General features: G+C 56.4%; 16 protein-coding genes. 10 read left to right on the forward strand and 6 right to left on the reverse strand.

Going from position 1 to position 16,514, the window contains the following annotated elements; translation table 11 throughout:
• Nucleotides 1-366: 366 nt before the first annotated feature.
• Both LT85_RS15200 and LT85_RS15205 read left to right on the forward strand, forming a co-directional pair.
• On the forward strand, nt 367-2,601 hold the full coding sequence (locus LT85_RS15200) for a TonB-dependent receptor (RefSeq protein ID WP_038490253.1): 2,235 nt from the start codon (nt 367-369) through the stop codon (nt 2,599-2,601).
• 21 nt (nt 2,602-2,622) lie between these two features.
• Complete coding sequence (locus LT85_RS15205) at nt 2,623-3,309, forward strand: Fe2+-dependent dioxygenase (RefSeq protein ID WP_038490256.1); 687 nt, start codon at nt 2,623-2,625, stop codon at nt 3,307-3,309.
• A 77-nt stretch (nt 3,310-3,386) separates the two neighbouring features.
• Here LT85_RS15205 and LT85_RS15210 read toward each other — a convergent pair whose 3' ends face one another.
• The 3 genes from LT85_RS15210 to LT85_RS26070 all read right to left on the reverse strand — a co-directional run bounded on the left by LT85_RS15210 (nt 3,387) and on the right by LT85_RS26070 (nt 5,098).
• Nucleotides 3,387-3,752, reverse strand: a complete 366-nt coding sequence (locus LT85_RS15210) for a glyoxalase superfamily protein (RefSeq protein ID WP_038490259.1) — start codon at nt 3,750-3,752, stop codon at nt 3,387-3,389.
• Between the two features lie 64 nt (nt 3,753-3,816).
• On the reverse strand, nt 3,817-4,644 hold the full coding sequence (locus tag LT85_RS15215; protein ID WP_038490262.1) for a DUF5829 family protein: 828 nt from the start codon (nt 4,642-4,644) through the stop codon (nt 3,817-3,819).
• Nucleotides 4,637-5,098, reverse strand: coding sequence for a GNAT family N-acetyltransferase (locus tag LT85_RS26070; protein ID WP_172656987.1), 462 nt, complete (start codon nt 5,096-5,098; stop codon nt 4,637-4,639). Before LT85_RS26070 ends, LT85_RS15215 begins: the two co-directional genes overlap by 8 nt.
• Nucleotides 5,099-5,297: 199 nt before the next feature.
• Here LT85_RS26070 and LT85_RS15225 point away from each other — a divergent pair, with 199 nt between their 5' ends.
• Nucleotides 5,298-6,068 (forward strand): slipin family protein, encoded by a 771-nt coding sequence (locus tag LT85_RS15225; protein ID WP_038490266.1) that lies wholly within the window; start codon nt 5,298-5,300, stop codon nt 6,066-6,068.
• Between the two features lie 36 nt (nt 6,069-6,104).
• Here the strand turns inward: LT85_RS15225 and LT85_RS15230 are convergent, their stop codons facing one another.
• A complete protein-coding gene (locus tag LT85_RS15230) occupies nt 6,105-6,986 on the reverse strand; it encodes an alpha/beta fold hydrolase (RefSeq protein WP_038490270.1) in 882 nt (293 codons plus the stop codon).
• A 341-nt stretch (nt 6,987-7,327) separates the two neighbouring features.
• Between LT85_RS15230 and LT85_RS15235 the strand changes: the two genes are divergently transcribed.
• The 5 genes from LT85_RS15235 (at nt 7,328) to LT85_RS15255 (ending at nt 10,874) form a co-directional block, all read left to right on the forward strand.
• Nucleotides 7,328-9,067: a CocE/NonD family hydrolase gene (locus LT85_RS15235; protein ID WP_038490273.1), complete on the forward strand. Its 1,740-nt coding sequence runs from the start codon at nt 7,328-7,330 to the stop codon at nt 9,065-9,067.
• A 139-nt stretch (nt 9,068-9,206) separates the two neighbouring features.
• Nucleotides 9,207-9,482, forward strand: a complete 276-nt coding sequence (locus tag LT85_RS15240) for a spore coat protein U domain-containing protein (protein ID WP_156117549.1) — start codon at nt 9,207-9,209, stop codon at nt 9,480-9,482.
• 39 nt (nt 9,483-9,521) lie between these two features.
• Nucleotides 9,522-9,962 carry a hypothetical protein gene (locus tag LT85_RS15245; protein ID WP_038490277.1) on the forward strand — a complete coding sequence of 147 codons (441 nt, stop codon included), beginning with the start codon at nt 9,522-9,524 and terminating at the stop codon, nt 9,960-9,962.
• A 102-nt stretch (nt 9,963-10,064) separates the two neighbouring features.
• Entirely contained in the window at nt 10,065-10,466 is a 402-nt protein-coding gene (locus LT85_RS15250; RefSeq protein WP_038490279.1) for a DUF3224 domain-containing protein, read from the forward strand.
• A gap of 60 nt (nt 10,467-10,526) precedes the next feature.
• On the forward strand, nt 10,527-10,874 hold the full coding sequence (locus LT85_RS15255) for a GFA family protein (protein ID WP_038490282.1): 348 nt from the start codon (nt 10,527-10,529) through the stop codon (nt 10,872-10,874).
• Nucleotides 10,875-10,983: 109 nt separating this feature from the next.
• On the opposite strand, the gene LT85_RS15260 is transcribed toward LT85_RS15255, so the two are convergent.
• Together LT85_RS15260 and LT85_RS15265 are read right to left on the reverse strand one after the other, a co-directional pair.
• Nucleotides 10,984-12,354 carry an alpha/beta hydrolase family protein gene (locus LT85_RS15260; RefSeq protein WP_052135219.1) on the reverse strand — a complete coding sequence of 457 codons (1,371 nt, stop codon included), beginning with the start codon at nt 12,352-12,354 and terminating at the stop codon, nt 10,984-10,986.
• A 434-nt stretch (nt 12,355-12,788) separates the two neighbouring features.
• The gene (locus tag LT85_RS15265) at nt 12,789-13,904 is read right to left on the reverse strand and encodes a serine hydrolase domain-containing protein (protein WP_216595015.1); all 1,116 of its coding nucleotides are present in this window, start codon (nt 13,902-13,904) and stop codon (nt 12,789-12,791) included.
• Nucleotides 13,905-14,134: 230 nt separating this feature from the next.
• On the opposite strand from LT85_RS15265, the gene LT85_RS15270 reads away from it, so the two are divergent.
• Both LT85_RS15270 and LT85_RS15275 read left to right on the forward strand, forming a co-directional pair.
• A complete protein-coding gene (locus LT85_RS15270) occupies nt 14,135-14,740 on the forward strand; it encodes a pyridoxamine 5'-phosphate oxidase family protein (protein WP_038490285.1) in 606 nt (201 codons plus the stop codon).
• A 182-nt stretch (nt 14,741-14,922) separates the two neighbouring features.
• Complete coding sequence (locus tag LT85_RS15275; protein WP_052135220.1) at nt 14,923-16,350, forward strand: S41 family peptidase; 1,428 nt, start codon at nt 14,923-14,925, stop codon at nt 16,348-16,350.
• The last annotated feature ends 164 nt before the right edge of the window (nt 16,351-16,514 follow it).

The following is a 16,514-nucleotide window of genomic DNA, read 5'->3' on the forward strand; positions in this document are numbered from 1 at the left end:
GCAATGCCGATTACGCAGAAGACGTACTGTGCGCGCATTGTTTGTTGCGAAAAACACCTCTCGACTCAAATGATATTTCAACCCCAAGCAACAATCAGCACATCAAAACGCACGTAAAAAGTGACCGTGAGCAATATGGCAAGCTGTTGTTTTTCCGTGCTTTTTACAATTCCAGACTATTGGCGTGCAATAACTCTCATCTATAATTGCGTCGCGAATTAACACTAAATAAGAATCGATTACATAATCACTCTCATTTAAGCTATATCTTCAGCCAGCAAAACGGGATCGTCGAGCCGTACTAGCCAGCCAAAATTCTGTTCGTTGGCCACAGCCGACCTGCTAAACCTTTTGCCAATTATAAAAATGAACCGCCTCAATCCGATTGCCGCTGCCTTGGTCGCAGTATTCGCTAGTCCTTTGCCTTTATACGCGCAACAAGCCCCCGCCCCGAAAGCAGACGCCAGCCCTGCCATACTGCAAGAAGTTGTGGTTGAAGGCAGCCGCGGCGATTTCAACGCCAACGGCACCTCTCTCACCAAATTGCCGGCCGACCTGCATGACGTGCCGCAATCGGTGGTTGTGGTGAACAAGGCGCTGATGCAATCGCAAGGCGCGAACTCGCTCTCCGATGCACTGCGCAACGTCGCAGGCATTACGCTGGGCGGCGCCGAAGGCGGCCAGATCGGCAACAACATCAACCTGAACGGCTTTTCGGCGCGTACCGACATCTACCTAGATGGTTTTCGCGATCGCGGCCAGTACTATCGCGACACCTTCGCCATCGATGAAGTCGAAGTGCTGATGGGGCCGTCCTCAATGTTGTTCGGCCGCGGCTCTACCGGTGGCGTGATCAACCAGGTGACCAAGAAAGCCAACCTGCGCGAGGCAACGGAAGTGTCGGCATCGGCCACGACAAACGGCCTGGTGCGTACTACCGCAGACTACAATCATCCTTTGTCGGACACGTCGGCGCTGCGCCTGTCAGCCATGGCGCAAAGCGGCAAAGCCACCACGCGCGACCAGACCGACGTCCAGGACTTCGGCCTGGCTGGCTCCTATGTGTTCGGTATCGGCACTCCGACCGAAATCACCTTGTCGGCCCTGATCCAGCACAACCACGACATGCCTGACTACGGCCTGCCGCCGCTCAACGGCCATCCGGCCAATGTCGGCCGCGATACCGCCTACGGCCTCAACAGCGACCACACCAACCAGGATGTGGCGTCGCTGAACACCACTATCCGCCACAAGATCACGCCGGACATCGTGCTGCGTAACCAGACGCAGTTCAATTATGTACGCACCAGCGCGGTAGAGACGGCGCCTAACACCATTGGCACGGTTTCGGCCGCCGGTTTCACGCCGTTGCCGACCTCCGCCGTCAGTGCACTGCCTTTGAGCAGCCTGTATGTGCGTGGCCAGAGCCATGACCGCGACATCCGCGACTATTCGATGTTCAACCAGACCGAACTGTCGGCCAAACTGAGCACCGGCAGCGTCACGCATGAATTGCTGGCCGGTTTCGAAATTGGCCATGACGGCTACGACAACCAGGGTTATTACCGCAACGGCAGCTGCAATGGCGTAGCCTTGAATGCTCCATCGACGGTCGCCGGCTACAACGATTGCGTGCCGCTGATCAATCCAGGCTATAGCACAGCCGGCAGTAATGTCGTCAGCCAGGCTGGCAACCGCGCCGGCGGCTCCGCCAACACTGTCGCGGCCTATATCAACGACACAGCGTCGATCACGCAGCAATTCAAACTGGTCGGGGGTCTGCGCTTCGATCGCTACATCGCCAGCATCACCAACTCGCTGAATTCGGTCACCGCGCCGGCGGCCGCCAAAAACACCACCCTGCCGTCCGCCCAGCAGACCGTCAACTTCACCAGCGTACGCTTGGGCGGTATCTGGCAGCCAAGTGCGGAGCAGTCTTACTACCTGTCCTACGGCACCTCGTTCAACCCGTCGCTGGAACAGCTGACCGGCACCACCGGCCAGCAAAACCTCGATCCGGAAAAGAACCGCTCCTATGAATTGGGCGGCAAATGGGATTTGCTCAACGACAAGCTGTCACTGAACGCCGCCGCTTTCCAGATCACCAAGGACAACGCGCGCAGCCAGGTCAGCACCGGCGTCTATGTGCTGGACGGCACGGTAAGGGTCAACGGTGCACGCGCCGGCGCCACAGGTCATATCACCAAGGATTGGCAAGTCGCGCTCGGCTATACCTACCTGGACGCCAAAGTGATCCAATCGTCCGCTCTTGACGGCACACAGGGCAAGATCCCGGTCAACACGCCGAAGAACACACTGACCAGCTGGACCACCTACAAGGTAGCGCCGCACTGGGAAGTCGGCGGTGGCGCCAGCTACATGTCGGCTCGTTTCGCCAACCCCACCAATACCGTGCAGGCTGGCGGTTATACCCGCTGGGATGCAACGCTGGCGTATACCCAGCCGAAATACGATATCCGCCTGAACCTGTTCAACCTGACCAACAAAATGTATTACGATGCGTTGATCCAGTCGGACGGCGGCCGTTCGGTACCGGGGACAGGCCGCACCGCGATGCTGTCGCTCAACTATCGTTTGTAATATCCATTTGCAGGAGCGTTCATGCTGATTGCCATTCCCGAAGTACTCGATGCAGCGCAGCTCAGCGCGGTACGCCAATTGCTCGACCAAGCAGGCCCGGCCTGGGTCGACGGTCGCGTCACAGCCGGCTACCAGGGAGCGGCAGTCAAGTTCAACCAGCAGATCGACGAACGATCGGAAGCGGCGTTACAGTGCCAGAAAATCATTCTGGAGGCGCTGGAACGCCATCCGCGCTTCATCAGCGCGGCGCTGCCAAATACGGTCTATCCGCCGATGTTCAACCGCTACGGCGAAGGCATGAATTTCGGTGCACATGTAGACGGCAGCGTGCGGATTCATCCGCATAACGGCCGCAAGCTGCGCACGGACATCTCCGCCACCTTGTTTTTATCGGATTCCGCATCGTATGACGGCGGCGAACTGCAAGTCGAAGACAGCTACGGCATGCACTCGGTAAAACTGGAAGCGGGAGACATGGTGATTTATCCTGCCACCAGCCTGCATCAGGTGACGCCTGTCACGCGCGGCACCCGCGTCGCCTGTTTTTTCTGGGCACAAAGCCTGGTGCGCGACGACGGCCAGCGCAGCATACTATTTGACATGGATAACGCTATCCAGAAGCTCAATCAAACCAACGCCGACGAAACCGCAAGGCGCAGCCTGATCGGTTGTTATCACAACCTGATGCGGCAATGGAGCGAAACCTGAACCGGTTTCCCCCCCTGCCGTCCGCATGCACATTTTCCCTGGATTGATCCCGGACTCCGGCCGGACTGCAATTAAGCTTAACTGGCTCGCAATTCACAAAACCGGATCCGGTTGCCGAAAGGATCAGTGATTTGCATATTCCGGCCCCAAGGCAGATCTTCAACGCCCGGTCTGGCATAGGCGTAATTCTTCGCCAGCAATTCACTGTGCAAGGCATCGATATCCACGACCGGCACAAAGATCGTTGAGCCCGGCGTCGCATCGCCATGATGTTCGCTCAGATGAATGGTCAGGTCGTCGCGCTTTATCTGGGCATATAACGGAAAATTCTCTTCGAACCGGTGCTCCCATTCAAGAGTAAAACCGAGGAAATCCAGATAGAACTCCTTGGCTTTTGATTCCGAAAATATGCGGATGATGGGGATGCCACTGGATATGTGCACGAATTGATTACTCCTTATTGCGGGTGGTCTGATTCAAGTAACTGGCGAACACGGGGCCTCGAATTTATTCTAAAGCATGCCCAAAAAGCCAGCTGGCAGTATGTTCATCATCAAACCGCAACACCGATCCTTCGCCAAAACGGTAAATTGTTTCACCCTCTTTTTTCCTTAACAAACTCAGCTTTAGCGCAACGACGCCTTGTAGCAGGGCGGTCCTTGGCATCACGCGAAGTATGAGCTGCTGACTGCTAAATGTCTTCGTCTCGCCTTCAGATGCTTCCACATATCCCAGCGCCGCCAACTGACGGCCAAAGCGCGCGGCCTCATCTGCCGCCAAAGCCAGGGTAACTTCGATAATGTCCTTGAGATAGCGCCCTGGCTGATAACGTACTGCGTTGTATTGCTTGCGGGTGATTCCCTCTTCTCCAGCAATCAATCCGGGCCGGCTATTCCTCAAAAAATGCTGGTCGTATTCAATGATGCTGGCCGTGAATAGCGATCCAGGGACAACTGCGTCGTCAAGATCTACATAATGGAACCAAGGTATTTCCTGGCTACTGATCTGACGTTTGACCAAATCAGGGGCGGTGATATCGCCAAGGAGAACACATGCCTCCTTCAGCCCGCCAGCATGACCCACACCAAGACAGACGCTGGCATCGCCAGCTGTATGACCATTTTCCGAAGCCTGCGACGGCCCGAATATCTCGACGTAAGTCTGCTCGCCGTCAATATAGAGCCCACTCCAGCCACCGCCGTCCTCAATGGCGACAGCGGCGGCTTCAAACGCCGCAAATTCATTTTTCATGAAAGCCGATTGCGCGATGGCCGACCTGGTTGGTTCGTCGACGTAGATGATGACGTGATTCAAATGCACCAAGGGATTACTCATGGACAGCTTCGCTCCGGTTTTGGCCCAGATGGCGCTCAAATGCGAAACTGGCCCGGGATTTTTCAAATCCCAAAGCTTCGTAGAAAAGATGCGCTTTTTCGCGATGCACGCCAGAGCGCAGCCGTAACCGGACATATCCCGAAGCGGTCGCCCAATCCCCTGCCCACCCCAACAGCAGCTTGCCTATGCCACGCCGCTGATACTCGGCATGAACCACCAGAGCAGCAACTTCCGCATAGCCGTCGCTGGCGATCAGGCGCACTCCGTGAACCTGGCAAAGTCCGACTACACGACCTTCAATTTCCGCCAGAAACACCATGTTATCGGGCCATGTAGAAAGTGCCTCAAAACGCAAGCGGATGCAATTGGCGTCCCCCGAATACCCCAAATGAGGGAGCAGTTCGGCGACAGCGGCGTCATCGCTGCAATGCATGGTTCGAACTGAAACAACCATATGCATCAACCTGTTGTGATTTATGAAACGGCAATTTAACATACCTGCCCTTCGCCTGGCGCCACATCTTGACGGCGAGATGTCTAAGTGCGGTCCGGTCGCCTATACTGGTTAAATGACCTGCATGATGGTTACCGGCGCTGGTGCAAAATCCGCGCCGGCAACTGGCTCATCCTCGATAAGGAAGGAGGCAAAGAAAATGCCCTGGAATTTCGCCTGGTTCGGATTGGTCGCGCTGCTTTTCATCGCGCTTATCCTGTTAAATGCCGCCATCTATATTTTCCGTGAATATGAACGCGGCGTGATTTTCACCCTGGGCCGCTTTTCCGGCGTCAGAGGGCCGGGGCTGGTGCTGCTGATCCCCGCGATCCAGCAACTGGTCAGGGTCGACCTGCGCACCGTTGTGCTGGAAGTACCGACACAGGATGTCATCTCGCGCGACAACGTTTCGGTCAGGGTTAACGCAGTGGTGTATTTCCGTGTAATCGATCCACGCAAAGCGATCGTCGAAGTCGCCAACTTCTTCAATGCGACCAGTCAATTGTCGCAAACCATGTTGCGCTCGGTGCTCGGCAAGCACCAGCTGGACGACATGCTGGCCGAACGGGAAAGACTGAACCTGGATATCCAGCTGGCGCTTGATGCACAAACCGATTCCTGGGGCATCAAGGTATCCAACGTTGAAATCAAACAGGTTGATTTGACGGAGTCGATGATACGCGCCATCGCCCGGCAGGCCGAAGCCGAGCGTGAGCGGCGCGCCAAGGTGATTCATGCCGAAGGCGAATTACAGGCATCGGAAAAACTCTACCAGGCCGCCCACGTCCTGGCGCAAGAGCCGCAGGCAATCCTGTTGCGCTACCTGGAAACCTTGACGGTGATAGGCGCCGATAAAAATACCACCGTGGTATTCCCGTTGCCGATGGACCTGTTATCGACTTTCCTTGGAGATAAAAGAAAATCGCCCTAGCGATGGTTGAGCGTGGGTAGCATCAGTTTTGACGACTCAAATGACCGCCAGTATCGCGGCAGCAAAATCTTGCGGCGCTTCCTGCGGCAAATTATGCCCCACAAGCGGAATCACGCGGCGCTGATACGGGCCGTTAAAAAATCCAGCGTGATGTTCCGATCCGCCGCTCAGGCTGACGCCGTCGCCGCCGCCGTCCAGCGCGATGGCGGGCACGCTGATCTTTGGCTGCGTGGCGAGCAATAGCTCCGTACGCTCGACCACAGGATCTCCCGCCGCCAGCCCGAAGCGATGGCGATAAGAATGAATTACCACGTCGACAAAATCGGGGTTGTCGAAAGCAACTGTGGTGCGCCGGTAAGTCGCCTCATCGAACTCCCAATTGGGCGACCACAGCCGCCACAGCAATTTGCAGAATTCATAGCGATGCTGTTGCAGCCCAGCCCGCCCGCGCTCACCATGGAAATAGTATTGATACCAGTAGCGCAATTCATTTTCCGGCGACTGCGGCCTTACCGAACCTGGGATATCCTGGATGTTATACCCCCCCACAGAAACCAGGCCGCGCACCCGCTGCGGCCACAGGGCGGCAACGATGCAAGCTGCACGGCCGCCCCAGTCGTAGCCTGCCAGCACCGCTTCCGGAATCGCCAAGACATCCATCAAGGCCAGCAGGTCATGAGCGAGCACCGCTTGCTGGCCGGAACGCAGCGTCTGCGCAGACAAAAATCGGGTCGGCCCGTAACCGCGCAAATAGGGAGTAATGACCCGGCAGCCCGCCGCCACCAGCAAAGGGATTACTTCGTCATAAGCATGGATATCGTAAGGAAAACCATGCAGCAGAAAAACCGCGAGATCGTCAGGATCGCCACGCTCATCGTAGGTAACATTCAGAACACCTGCTTCGACCTGTTTTAACATGGCAGCTCCTCGTTAATTCCTGTACACGTCGATAATTAGTAACTGAGTTCTAAATTTTTTATTGATGTTGCAACGCGATGCGTGGGTTAATAAAACCAGAATAAAAGAACGATCGTTCACTTATAAAGTCTTTCATCAGATTTGTTGCAGCGCCAAATCCGCAAATCCATTTGTCGCCACCCACCCAGATACTGATCGATCACTACCATCTGCTTTCTGAAATCTGCAGCGCCAAGTATCGCAACAACCGTCATCCCGCAACGTGATTTTCCGCTTCAAAAACTGGCAATCCAGCTCTTACTTTGTCACAAAATAATCAATAATGTTTAGGAGAACGTCGCATGCGTATCCCGTCTTTGTTATCCCTGCCCGGCATCGCCTTAAGGCTGGGCTTGCTGGGCTTATGCCTGGCTTCAACAGCCGCCAATGCAGAGCTATGCCGCAGCGCCACCGCAGCTGAAGCAGCAAGCTATTCCACCCCCATGCAATCGCCCGGCATCGTCTCGCCGATAGACGGCACTTGCTGGATCCCGGCCATGACCATCACCAGTTTCGACGGCACCAAGCTGGCGGCCAACCTGTTTCTGCCGAAGCGCAGCAGCAGCGACCAGAAATTTCCTGCAATTGTCATGATCGCCAGCTGGGCCGCTCCCGGCCGCGTCGAGTATGTCGGCCAGCAGCAAAAACTGGCGCAAGACGGTTACGTAGTGGTGAGCTACACCGCACGCGGCTTCTACCTGTCGGAAGGCCTGGTCGACGTGGCGGCGCCGGAAGATGTACGCGATGTCTCTTCGGTGCTTGACTGGCTGCAAGCGAATGCGCCTATCGATATCAACAATGTCGCCGCCAGCGGCATTTCCTATGGCGCCGGACTATCGCTGATCGCACTGGGACAAGACCCGCGCTTCAAGACCGCCGTCGCACTCTCCGGCTGGGCTACGCTGGCGGACCAACTCTACACCGCCGGCTCACCCAACCTGACCTGGGCCACCATACTTGGCCTGGCCGGCAGCGTCACCGGCAGGCCAGCGCCTGAGGTGAACCAAAACATACTGGCCCTGCTTGATCCGAATACCAGCGCGGCGAAAATCGCTGACATCACAACCTGGGCGAAACCGCGCTCGCCATCCAGCTACATCGCAGCCATCAACCAGCGCAACGCACCGGTATTTTTCAGCAAAAACTTCCAGGACGACATGTTCACGCCGAATTCTTCGCTGGCGATGTTTAGCACGCTGACTGGTCCGAAAAAAATGCTGCTCAACGCCGGCATTCATGCATCCGCAGAAATTCCCGGCGCTCTGCTGGGTGTCGCCAATTACCCTTACGATCAGGCGCACCGCTGGTTTAACCGCTTTCTGAAAGGCGAGAAAAACGGCGTTGATACCGAACCCAAGGTGACCATGCAAATCAAGTTCACCAATCGTTATGAATCCTTCTCCAACTGGCCAGCGCCAGAGCTCGGCAACCAGACCTATTACCTCGGCCCGCGTGGACCGATTCGCTTCGATCTGAGTTGCTTCTGCGGCAAAGGCGACAAGGGGACCATCTCGGCTTCGCTGAATAAAACCACCGATTCCGATCTGATTCAGAACTTCTTTGACACCACCGCCACCAGCGGCCTGATCCCCATTCTTTCCACCCTCGGCGAAACGGTCAACATCCCTGTGATCAATTCGCTGCCGACTGTCAGTCTTGCGGCAGGTGTGCGCTACGAAGCGCCAGCGCTCTTGGCAACGCAAAAAATCCGCGGCATTCCCAAGCTGAATTTGCGGGTTACACCGTCGCAGGCACGCGCGCAAGTGGTCGCCTATCTGTATGACGTCGACGCCATCGGCACCGGTATCCTGATTACCCACGGCGCCACCACGCTGCACTGGGCCGCGCCAGGCCAGACTATCGATTTTCCGATCGAGTTTTCGGCCACGGCCTATGACGTACCGGCCGGCCATCACATCGGCGTGGTGCTGGATACCGCTGACAGCTTGTATGCCTCGCCAGTCAATCCGGGCGAACGTTTCGGCGTGCGCTTCGAGTTCAACCCTAACCAGCAATCCACACTGACGTTGCCAACGCTATAGTGCAATCCAGACAACTTGCGCGGCCCTCCGCGCAAGTTGCGGGTTGCTGGCTGCGGCATCAATAAATATATTTCGCAGTGGAAATATTTGCACTATAAATACAGACAGCGCCATGACAACTCTGTCACCAAGCTAAACACTGGGGCAAGGCGCCAATCCCGGTACCGCCTCAACCGATACTGTGCCGCTGCGGCGCCTGTCCAGCGGCGGTGGTTCGCCGACGTATCTGAACTACTCGTTATTCTCAGATTCCGGTCGCACCACAACGTGGGGCAATACGGCGACAACCGCACCAGGCAGCACCACCGCCACGGGCGCTGCGACGCCGGTTACCATTTATGCGCGGGTACCGTCAGGACAATCCGGCACTGCTGCTACTTTTACCGATTCAGTCGTCGCTACCGTGACTTTTTAGGGCTTCTGCATTCCCGGACATTTGGTGTATCCTGCCGAGATGAACAGCGAAACCGACATCCAACTGAGCGGCCCATTCAGCGTTACAGACGCTGCCGGCCGCAAGCATGACATCAAAGCAATCCGCATCTTCGACGAAGGCTACGGGATCATCGACGTCTATGTCGATTTCGCCGCGGCGATCGGCAAGGAACGCCTGTATGAAGACAAGGTGTTGATCGGACAAATCCTTACCAGGCTGCGCCAGATCGGCTATACCGGCCCGGACTTCGGCCACGGCGACCTTGGTTTGCAAGACGACAAGCTGATCGTGCTGGAAGCACCGGAAGAATTCAATCCCTTTGCAGCAAGCAAAGGCTGGAAAAACCTGGCGGAAGAATTCGCTGAGGATGCAGGAGACGACTGGGCGGACGAGGCTATCGGCGGTCAAGCGGCATCGAACTCAAAGCTGGATGCACTCAAGAATAAATTCAAGGCTTAGTGTCAACGTTAGTGTCAACGCGACGCCCCGGCTTCATGCGTACCGGGCGCTGTGCAACCGTCCACCTGAACTTTCAACGGCAAACAAGGAAAACGGGGCGTGATGACTATTGCTAAAGGGACGTTTGAAGTAAAACTCAGTCCGCAGGATGCAGACGACAAATCGGCCGCGCCTATGGTCGGCAGAATGTTGATCGACAAGCATTTTCACGGCGACCTGGAAGCTGTTAGCAAAGGTCAGATGCTGACCGCCGGCACTGCCGTCAAAGGCTCCGCAGCTTACGTCGCCATCGAGCATGTCAGCGGCATACTGGGCGGCCGTGCAGGCAGCTTTACACTTCAGCACTGCGGCAGCATGCACCAAGGCGCATCGCAACTGACGATTAACGTGGTGCCTGATTCCGGCAGCGGCCAATTACTCGGTCTTGTCGGCAAGATGTCGATTGAGATCGCAGACAGCAAACATTCATACAGTTTCGAATATTCACTGACTGAAGCGACCTAAATGCAAGTCATGGCAGCAAGTCATGACATCATCCCCTACCGGCTGGCAAGGAGAAATCAGATGATTTACAAAGGCAGTTGCCACTGCGGCAAAATCGCATTTGAAGTCGATGGCGAACTCAGCAGCGCAATGGCATGCAATTGTTCGATCTGTTCGCGCAAGGGTTCATTGCTGTGGTTCGTCCCGCGCCAGAAACTACAGTTGCTGACACCCGAAGAAAACGTTGCCACCTATACCTTCAACAAGCACGTCATCAAGCACCGCTTCTGCCCAAGTTGCGGTATGCATCCGTACGGAGAAGGAAGCGATGCGGCCGGCAACGCGATGGCGGCAATCAATATCCGCTGCCTGGAAGGGGTCGACCTTGCCGCGATTCCCGTCACACACTACGACGGGCGTTCGCACTGAGGTCCCGAGATCTGCTCGCATCGCCCTCTGGCCAGATGAAAAAAACTGTCTGCTAGCAATTCCTTGCCGATTGCGACATTGATTGCTAACAGACGGCCCGGTATCACATTCAAAGTTTGGCGGCCGGCCCCAGCATCTTGTCCTGTACTTCCGGCGACAGCGGCTTTTGCTTCATCCAATCGGCCAGCAGTTGATCGTACCCTGCCGCATAAGATGTGTATTTTCGACTGCCATCGGCTCTGACTGAAAAAGCGCGGATGCCATGATCAGACTGGGGAAAGACGGCAATCGCGATATCTTTGCCGCTGCCACGGAAGGCGTTCAGACGCGCTATGGTGGGCGCACTGGGCGCGACCGAATCGTCTTGCGCAAACACCCACAACTGCGGAATGGCGAGCTGCCGCAGCACTGCCAGCGAATCATAATGCCAGATCACCTGCGGACTTTCTCGGCGCGCTTGCTCAACCTCGCCACGCAACAGCTCTCCACTGTACTGGCCATCGACTTTAGCCAGCCAGGGCTGCCCCTCATATTTGCGCGCAGCTTTCAGTAGCTCTGGCATGCCACTATTGAAATTGGACGCAGCCACGCTGCCGGCAAGATCGGTCAACGTGCGCGCTTTCCCAACGATATCCTCTCCGTAACCCAGTTCGCGCAACTGATAATCGACCTGCCATTGATCCTGTTCAATTGGCGTTCCTATTACGCCGTAGCCGACTACCAGAAAATCAACCTGCGCCTTGGCCGCGGCCAGCGGCGCAACCCAACCGCCCTGGCTGAAACCGGCAACGCCAATCCGGCCAACACGACCGGCACTGAGCTTGCGCGCCTCGCCTACAGCGGCCGCAACATCATCGGCAAGCAGCTCGAAATCCTGGGTATACACACCGCCCGAGGCGCCGGTGCCGCGTTTGTCGAATAAGAATGCAGCGACACCCTGGCTCGCCATCAGGAACGCATGATTGCTGCTATCCACCGTGGCTGTCGATTCCGAGCCGTGCACCAGCACGAACAACGGTGGCCTGTCGCCAGCGTCCAGCGGCTCAATCAATTCGCCATTCAGTTGAACAGCGCCTGACATGAAGCGAGTGTGGGTAATCCGTAGGGGCAGACGCTTCCACGGCCGCTCGACATCGCCGGCAAACTGGAAATCGACCGAATCGGCCTGGCACCCTGCATAAGTCAGACGACCTGCTAATTTGGCCGGATTATCTGCATCCACCGCGGCACGAAAAGTATCGTCGCCAGCCATCTCGAACACCCCGCTACGTCCATCGAAATTGGTCGCCAACAGTGTCTTCGGTTCGCCCGGACGCTGGGTCAAAGTCACCACTTGTCCTGCCTGTGACCGGTAGGCGCCGGTAAGGCAAGCCTGGGCCGACGGCGCCGCCGCTTGAGCCGAAGCTACGGTGAACAGCCATGCAAGCACAATGGAGGAACGCTTGAGAATGACGGGGATTTTGGCTTTGGTCGAACGCATCTGGATTCCTTGGCATGAAAGATAAATCCTAACGCATTCAATTGCCGCGTAGCAATCTATTTATATCCGCTCAAAGGACTCTCGGCGACACCCACCGAGGTAAGCCATCGGATTAGACATCTCGAAGAACATCTCGGTATCTCACTGCGTCATCGTCAGCCACGCCTGCTGGCACGGACTGCCAGATGCCTGCGCCCGAATCTGCGCCAAGGGTCATATCGACATTGCTGTTATAGCGTTACGAACGCTCAGTGCTATTTGACGGCAGTCTGCGGTAGCTCGCGATGCCCGTAGCTTCCGCTTGAAATGAGAACGTGGCTAGCAACGCCATAGCGATTGACCGACACAGGAAGGATGCATAAGTCATGGAAGAATTCCTTTGCGAATCATGATCGTGATTTGAGGAACAGGAGAAATCCTGCCATCCGAATGCCCTACTGCATTTGCCCTCGCAAGAAACGCAGGAAAGCCGCACTGCTATTGAGGCGTTCCAACACCGGCAGGATAATTTTGTAGCCGTTATCGCTATTGGTGAGAATCACCGCGCCATCGCGGCTTGTCCGATTCAGATAGGCGAAAGTGAACACGCCTTCATCCTTACCCGTGTGCATCAGCAACGTCTCATCCTTGAACGCCAGTATCTGCCAGCCCAATCCAAAGCCGACGCTGGGAGGACAACTATCCGCCAGTTTTCCCTGGCACATTTCGTCCATCATGCTGACCTGGATTTTGCTCCGCTCCCGCGCCATGGCGGGACTCAAACCTTGATCGTTTAACACGCCGACCATGAACAACCCATAATCATAAGCGGTGGTATACAGCAGATCGGAAGCGTTGAAACGACTCGCGATTTGCGGCTCCAGGGCCTTGCCGGCGGCATTGGTAGGAACCGCGATGCGACCCTCGAACCAGTCTTTGCCTCTGTAGGATGTCTCGGTCATGGCCATCGGCTTGAACAGATAAGTCTGCGCCAGATTTTCGAAATCCGTGCCGGTCTTGTTTTCGGTGAAGTGCGCGACGTATTGGTATCCTTCGCCGGAATAGCCCCACTTGACGCCAGGTTCGCGCACAATCTTCAGGCCATCCTTGCTATCGCGCCAGTTTGGAAAGCCAGTGCGGTGACTAAGCGCCAGACGCGGAGTCAGTAAAGCGTGTCGCGGGTCCGTCGCGATATCCGGATCCAGCCAATAACGGTCCATTGGCTCATCCAGCGAGATTTCGCCCTTCGATGCCAGCCGCATGATGACTTCGGCGGTCAGCGGCTTGGTCAGCGAGGCCGCATTGTAAAGCGTCGCAGGCGTCGCCAGGACACCGTCGCTTTGTTCGCCGTACGCCGCCACCAAGACCACCTTGCCATTTCTGATCTGGGCGATGGATACGCTGGGAATGGCATTGTCGATCAGCAGTTGCGGAATATCCTGGTCGAGCCGTGCTTGCTGCTCCGTTTCACTCGCGGGCGGCACGGGCGTCGGCGTCGGTGTTGGCGCGGGCGCCGCCAGCGCCATGCTTGTCGCAAAATTTGATAAAAGCATCACTGCCAAACGACGCATGGTATCCCCTGTATCCCTAGTGCCAGTTAACGCCGTTTTACGCAAGCAGGCAATTCGCCGCACGCGAATACCTCCTGGCGCTGAATTGTCAAATATCAACATAGTGTACTGGCGGGATCCGCCCTGTGTCTATCGCATTGCTGTAAGCGCTTGTGACCAAGCCGCCTGGCGTAACGGTGACCGCCAGATTTCCGGTAAAATTGCCGAAAACTCACTATCTGAGGATCGACATGCTGACCGATATCGCACAGTTGGAGGAAATTTACGGCAAACCGCATGAGCGCTCATTGTGGAAGGAAATCGACCATCTGAACCAGGATTATCAAGCCTTCGTCAATGCTTCGCCGTTCGTGGTGTTCGCCTCCTCCGGCCCCGAAGGCATGGACTGCTCGCCCAAAGGCGACCTGCCTGGCTTTGTTCAGATCCTGGATGAGCACACGCTGGCCATTCCCGACCGTCCCGGCAACAACCGTATCGACACCTTGCGCAATATCTTGACGGACTCCCGCATCGGATTGCTGTTTGTCGTGCCGGGTATCGGCGAAACTTTGCGTGTGAACGGCCGCGCCGAGATTTCCGCCGAACGCGAAATGCTGGAAAAATTCGCCATCGACGGCAAGCTGCCGCGCACGGTGATTATCGTGAAAATAGAAGCCGTTTACTTCCACTGTTCAAAAGCGCTGGTCCGCTCGAAACTGTGGGATCCCGAACAGCAAGTCGAACGCGCCAGCTTTCCAAGTCCTGGCGCCATGCTCAAGCGCCTCAGCAAGGGTGGCTTTGACGCCGACACCTATGACCGCGAATTACCGGCGCGGGTACAGGCCAGCCTGTATTAAATCGTCTCTCTTAAATCACCTCTCTTGCAAGCACATGCAACCACGGCATAATGCCGCTGAATCCAGCGGATCTTGACGACTGCTACCTAAACCCCACAATGACAACCACCCTCACAATGCGCGGTAAAGATAAGACAAATTCGTCAAGCTGCCGTTGCACTGCCGTTGCAGCTTTATTCGCCATGCTGGTATTCTCTGCAACAACGCAGGCTGCCGAGAGCTCTCCCTGCCCTCCTGATTGGGAACCGCAGATCTGCCAGCTGAAATCAGTGGTAGACGTCCTCAAGAAAGAGCACCTGACGGAAATCGATGTCCCCGCCTTTCTCGACGAAACTATTCGCCTTGGCGTAAAAACACTGCCGTATGCCAGGTTCTTGAATGCCGAGGAAGAGCAAGAACAGATAAAGAAAGACGAGCGCACCCGCAATGGCACGCCCGGCATCGGCATCATCTTCGAAACCCAGCCGGATGGCTTGCATATCATCGACGTCGTGCCAGACGCACCGGCCGCGCTGGGCGGGGTACGCACCGGCGACCTCGTGGTGGCGATGGACGGCAACAGCCTGATAGGCGCCAGCAATACCGATATTGCAAAATACGCCGGCGGTGATGTCGGGGTGCCGCTCAAGCTCACGCTGCTGCGCGGCGCCAAGCGGCAGCGCCTCGAATTCGCGCTGGTGCGCGCGCTCATCAAACCGCGGCCGGCGACAGCCAAGCGACTCCCAGGCGATGTGCTCTACACGCGCATGGACAATTTTCCTGAGCCGGCGATTGGCGACTATATCGATGCGGTGCAGGCGGAGCGTAAAAAGGGGGCGCCGATCAAGGGCGTGATTCTCGATTTACGCATCAACGGCGGCGGCGCGCTGAATGCTTCCATCGGCATCACCGCACTTTTCAGCGGCCGCAACCAGACTGCGATGGTGACATTGCAGCGTGACGACAAAACCCAGCACCGCATCAGCACCAACTGGCCGGATTACGATCTGCCGGTCATGAAAGGCCAGGATCCGCTGGCGCCTTTGCAAGCTGACGACTGGTGGCGCAATGTACCCCTGATTGTGCTGGTCGATGGCCAGAGCGCTTCCGCCGCCGAAGCCACCGCTGCCGCCTTGAAAGATCTTGGCCGCGCCAAACTGCTGGGGACGCCGACCTACGGCAAAGGCATGGCGCAAACCGGCACCGGCACGCGCGACGGCACCTACGTGGTCTGGACCTATGCGCGCAACCTGCGGCCGAACGGCTGTCCGATGGAGGGTTACGGCGTGGTCCCGGACTGGATCGTACTGCCACGCAAGGATGCAGATATGGATGGCGTGCTGCTCGGCTACCGCGAGGTCGACATTCCACGCGCTGCCTACGCCAGCAAATTGACGCCCGATCCGTTCGCGGACGTGCGCAAGGAACGCCAACGCTTGCGCGACCAGCGAGCACTCGCCAAACTGGACGCATCCAAGAGCACACCGTTGCCGCAAAAGGAATTCGCCAGCGATAAAGATTGGCAACTGAAGCAAGCTCTGAACGCACTGGCAGGTAAGCCAGTTCAAGTGACACAAGTCAATCCACGCTTTATGCCGGCGCAACCGGCATGTATTAAGCTGAATAATTAAGATGAATAATTAAGCTAGATAATTTAGCTAAACAATTAAGCTTGACCAATAGCACTGGCGGCCGGGCAATTTCGGTTATTGGAAGTCGGCCTCAAATAGCATCTGCGGGCGTTCGGTCGATACGGCTAACTTCGTCATGGCAACTTTCTACCAAACCGGAACGC

Origin of the sequence: Collimonas arenae, assembly GCF_000786695.1 — a bacterium.
Lineage (GTDB): Bacteria > Pseudomonadota > Gammaproteobacteria > Burkholderiales > Burkholderiaceae_D > Collimonas > Collimonas arenae_A.

Excerpts from the sequence above, each read along its gene's own strand:
- LT85_RS15200 (WP_038490253.1), top strand. The coding sequence starts at position 367 with ATGAACCGCCTCAATCCGATTGCCGCTGCCTTGGTCGCAGTATTCGCT.
- LT85_RS15205 (WP_038490256.1), top strand. The coding sequence starts at position 2,623 with ATGCTGATTGCCATTCCCGAAGTACTCGATGCAGCGCAGCTCAGCGCG.
- LT85_RS15215 (WP_038490262.1), bottom strand. The coding sequence starts at position 4,644 with ATGAGTAATCCCTTGGTGCATTTGAATCACGTCATCATCTACGTCGAC.
- LT85_RS26070 (WP_172656987.1), bottom strand. The coding sequence starts at position 5,098 with ATGGTTGTTTCAGTTCGAACCATGCATTGCAGCGATGACGCCGCTGTC.
- LT85_RS15225 (WP_038490266.1), top strand. The coding sequence starts at position 5,298 with ATGCCCTGGAATTTCGCCTGGTTCGGATTGGTCGCGCTGCTTTTCATC.
- LT85_RS15230 (WP_038490270.1), bottom strand. The coding sequence starts at position 6,986 with ATGTTAAAACAGGTCGAAGCAGGTGTTCTGAATGTTACCTACGATGAG.
- LT85_RS15235 (WP_038490273.1), top strand. The coding sequence starts at position 7,328 with ATGCGTATCCCGTCTTTGTTATCCCTGCCCGGCATCGCCTTAAGGCTG.
- LT85_RS15245 (WP_038490277.1), top strand. The coding sequence starts at position 9,522 with ATGAACAGCGAAACCGACATCCAACTGAGCGGCCCATTCAGCGTTACA.
- LT85_RS15250 (WP_038490279.1), top strand. The coding sequence starts at position 10,065 with ATGACTATTGCTAAAGGGACGTTTGAAGTAAAACTCAGTCCGCAGGAT.
- LT85_RS15255 (WP_038490282.1), top strand. The coding sequence starts at position 10,527 with ATGATTTACAAAGGCAGTTGCCACTGCGGCAAAATCGCATTTGAAGTC.
- LT85_RS15260 (WP_052135219.1), bottom strand. The coding sequence starts at position 12,354 with ATGCGTTCGACCAAAGCCAAAATCCCCGTCATTCTCAAGCGTTCCTCC.
- LT85_RS15265 (WP_216595015.1), bottom strand. The coding sequence starts at position 13,904 with ATGCGTCGTTTGGCAGTGATGCTTTTATCAAATTTTGCGACAAGCATG.
- LT85_RS15270 (WP_038490285.1), top strand. The coding sequence starts at position 14,135 with ATGCTGACCGATATCGCACAGTTGGAGGAAATTTACGGCAAACCGCAT.
- LT85_RS15275 (WP_052135220.1), top strand. The coding sequence starts at position 14,923 with ATGCTGGTATTCTCTGCAACAACGCAGGCTGCCGAGAGCTCTCCCTGC.